Here is a 2,722-nt window from a genome sequence, read left to right on the forward strand (position 1 = left end):
GGTTGGGGGTGGGACGGCTGCGCCGGGGTTGGTGGGGCCCGTCGGCGCCTGAGGCCGAACTTGGCCACCTCGCTCTGCACTCCCCCCCATCCAACCTTCCCCCATCGAGGGGGAAGGGGAAGCTACTCCACCCCCGCCACGGTGAGCAGCGCCGCCAGTCCGACGCTCATGCCCTTGACGCTCGCGCCCTTCTCGACGTCGATCCATTCGTCCAGGGCGTGCGCCCGGCCGCCCGAGCCGCCGGAGCCGATGGTGACCGCCGGGATTCCCAGGCTCATGGGCAGGTTGGCGTCGGTGGACGAGGCGTTGTGGCTTGGCGTGTAGCCCAGGGCCGCGATGGCCTCGTGGGTGGCGATGACGATGGCGGCCTTGGGATCGGTGCGACCGGCCGGACGCTCGCCGATCACCTTAGCCTCGACGCTGACCTTGCCAAAGCGGGTGGAGCGTTGGGCGTTCTCGGCCTCCACCGCCTGGGCCAGGATGGCCTGCAGCTTGCCGTCCAGGCTGGCCAGTTCGTCGGCGCTCACCGAGCGCATGTCGAAGTCCATGAACACCTCGTTGGGGATGGCGTTCACCGATGTGCCGCCGCCGGTGACGCTGGCCGAATAGGTGGTCTTGGGCGCCGTGGGCGGCTTGATGGCGTAAAGGTCGGTGACCGCCTTCGACATGGCGGCCATGGGATTGACCATGCCAAAGGCCCCGTAGCTGTGCCCGCCGGGGCCGCGGAAGACGGCGTGGTAGCGTTTGGAGCCCACGCCCTGGTCGACCAGGTTCGCCGGGTCGTTTCCGTCCATGGAGAAGAAGGCGCTGATCTTCCCCTTGTACTTGCCGGAATTGAACAGATGGCGGACGCCGCGCAGGTTCCCGGGCCCTTCCTCGCCGACATTGCCGACGAACAGGAGGTCGGAGGTGGTGGTGATCCTGGCCGACTCCATCGCGCGCAGATAGGCCAGCAACACAGCCAGGGCGCGGGTGTCGTCACCGATGCCGGGCGCCATCAATTTCGTGCCCTCGCGGCGGACCTTCACATCGGTCCCCTCGGGAAAGACGGTGTCCAGGTGCGCGGCGATGACGACATAGGGGCCCTTGCCCCTGGTCCTGGCCCCAGGCCTGACGCCCATGACGTTGCCCTCGGCGTCCATCTCAGCGTCTTGCAGGCCGTGAGCCTTGAGCATGGCCAGATAGGCCTGGGCGCGGGCGGTCTCCTTGAAGGGCGGGGCGGGGATCTCGGTGACGATGTCGGCGACCGTACGGTCATGGTCGGCGTCGAGCTTGGCGACCGCGGCCTTGAAGGCGGGACTGGCGACCAGGTCCGCGGCCGACGATGCGGTGGCGGCCCCCGCATCGGTGGCCAGGCTCAAGGCGGCGAGCAAGGGTGCGAACGCGATCAGGCGCATGGAAACTCCGTCATGGGCTCGAGACGTCTTAACCCTAACTTCAAGGCATGCGCGGCTATTCCGCATGACGATGTTCTGTCAGCGCGCCGCTCCTGAGCGCCTTCTGGACCGCCACCCGCAGGTCCGCAGAGGTTTTGTGCACCCAAAATGGGTAAACAGAGCGTTGAAAAGCTCTCGTTTACGCCTCGCATCTTCTTATGAGGCCATGCAGAGCACCACCCGCATCAACCTGGAGAGCGTCAGCGGCCTGATCGTCGATGACAACGCCCAGGCGCTGGATCTGCTGGCCAGTGTGCTGGCCAGTTTCGGCATGCGGGACATCGCGCGCGCCGCCTCGGCGATGGAGGCGATGGAAATCGTCAAGGCGCGGCGGATCGACCTGATCATGACCGACGGCCAGATGCCGGTGATGGACGGCTATGATTTCGTCCACTGGGTGCGGCATCAGAACGACGAGGAACGGCGGCTGGTGCCGGCCATCGTCGTCACCGCCCACTCGCGCAAGAGCCAGGTGATGCGCGCCCGCGATTGCGGCGCCAACTTCATCATCACCAAGCCGATTACGCCCAAGGTGATCCTCGAGCGAATCCTGTGGGTGTCTCAGGGCCGGCGGATGTTCATCGAGACCGACACCTATATCGGCCCCGATCGGCGGTTCAAGCAGGCGGGGGTGCCCGCGGAATTCCCCGACGGCCGACGCCGTGACGACCAGCCCGCCGAAGTGGCCTCCTTGGCCGGCGACAACATGACCCAGGACGAACTCAACAACATGATCGCCCCCCAGAAAGTCGCCCTGTGAGCGTCGTCAGGAAGTTCCACGTCACCCCCCGGCTGGCCAAGCTGATCAAGGCGCCCGGTGGCCTCTACGTGCCGGAGGCGCTGAAGCGCGGCGCCGCGGCGATGGAGGAGTCGCGGGAGTCCTGCCTGTCGGAGATCGACGCGGCGCTGGCGGCGATGGACGCGATGGCGGCCACCTCCGGCTTTGACGTCGAGGTGATGTACGACCAGTCGGCCCGACTGATCGCCTTCTGCGGCGCCTTCGCCGACGACAGTCTGGCGACCGCGGCCCGCTCCCTGTGCGAACTGCTGGACCGCGCGAGCGAGGCGGGCCGGCGCGACGACCGGGGGGTGAAGGTGCATCTGGCGTCCCTGCGCCTGCTCCATCGCACCGAGGCCGACGAGGCCACGCGCAAGGCCATCCTGGCCGGGCTGGCCCAGGTGGTCGACCGCTACGACCGCGACGGCAAGGCCGAGCCGACCGCCCCCTAGAGCGACCGGCGCAGTTCGCGCGACATCACGGCGTCGCGGGGCGCCTCTTCCAGAGT

The 2,722-nt window shown here is 67.7% G+C and carries 3 protein-coding genes; 2 read left to right on the plus strand and 1 reads right to left on the minus strand.

Annotated features, from left to right (window positions below; all coding sequences use genetic code 11):
- Positions 1-122 precede the first annotated feature (122 nt).
- The gene (locus RMO97_RS02970) at positions 123-1,397 is read right to left on the minus strand and encodes a M20/M25/M40 family metallo-hydrolase (protein ID WP_310539059.1); all 1,275 of its coding nucleotides are present in this window, start codon (positions 1,395-1,397) and stop codon (positions 123-125) included.
- 205 nt (positions 1,398-1,602) lie between these two features.
- Here RMO97_RS02970 and RMO97_RS02975 point away from each other — a divergent pair, with 205 nt between their 5' ends.
- Positions 1,603-2,196 carry a response regulator gene (locus tag RMO97_RS02975; protein ID WP_310539060.1) on the plus strand — a complete coding sequence of 198 codons (594 nt, stop codon included), beginning with the start codon at positions 1,603-1,605 and terminating at the stop codon, positions 2,194-2,196.
- Positions 2,193-2,666 (plus strand): hypothetical protein, encoded by a 474-nt coding sequence (locus RMO97_RS02980; protein WP_310539061.1) that lies wholly within the window; start codon positions 2,193-2,195, stop codon positions 2,664-2,666. Before RMO97_RS02975 ends, RMO97_RS02980 begins: the two co-directional genes overlap by 4 nt.
- The last annotated feature ends 56 nt before the right edge of the window (positions 2,667-2,722 follow it).

The organism is Phenylobacterium sp., assembly GCF_031425575.1.
Lineage (GTDB): Bacteria > Pseudomonadota > Alphaproteobacteria > Caulobacterales > Caulobacteraceae > Phenylobacterium.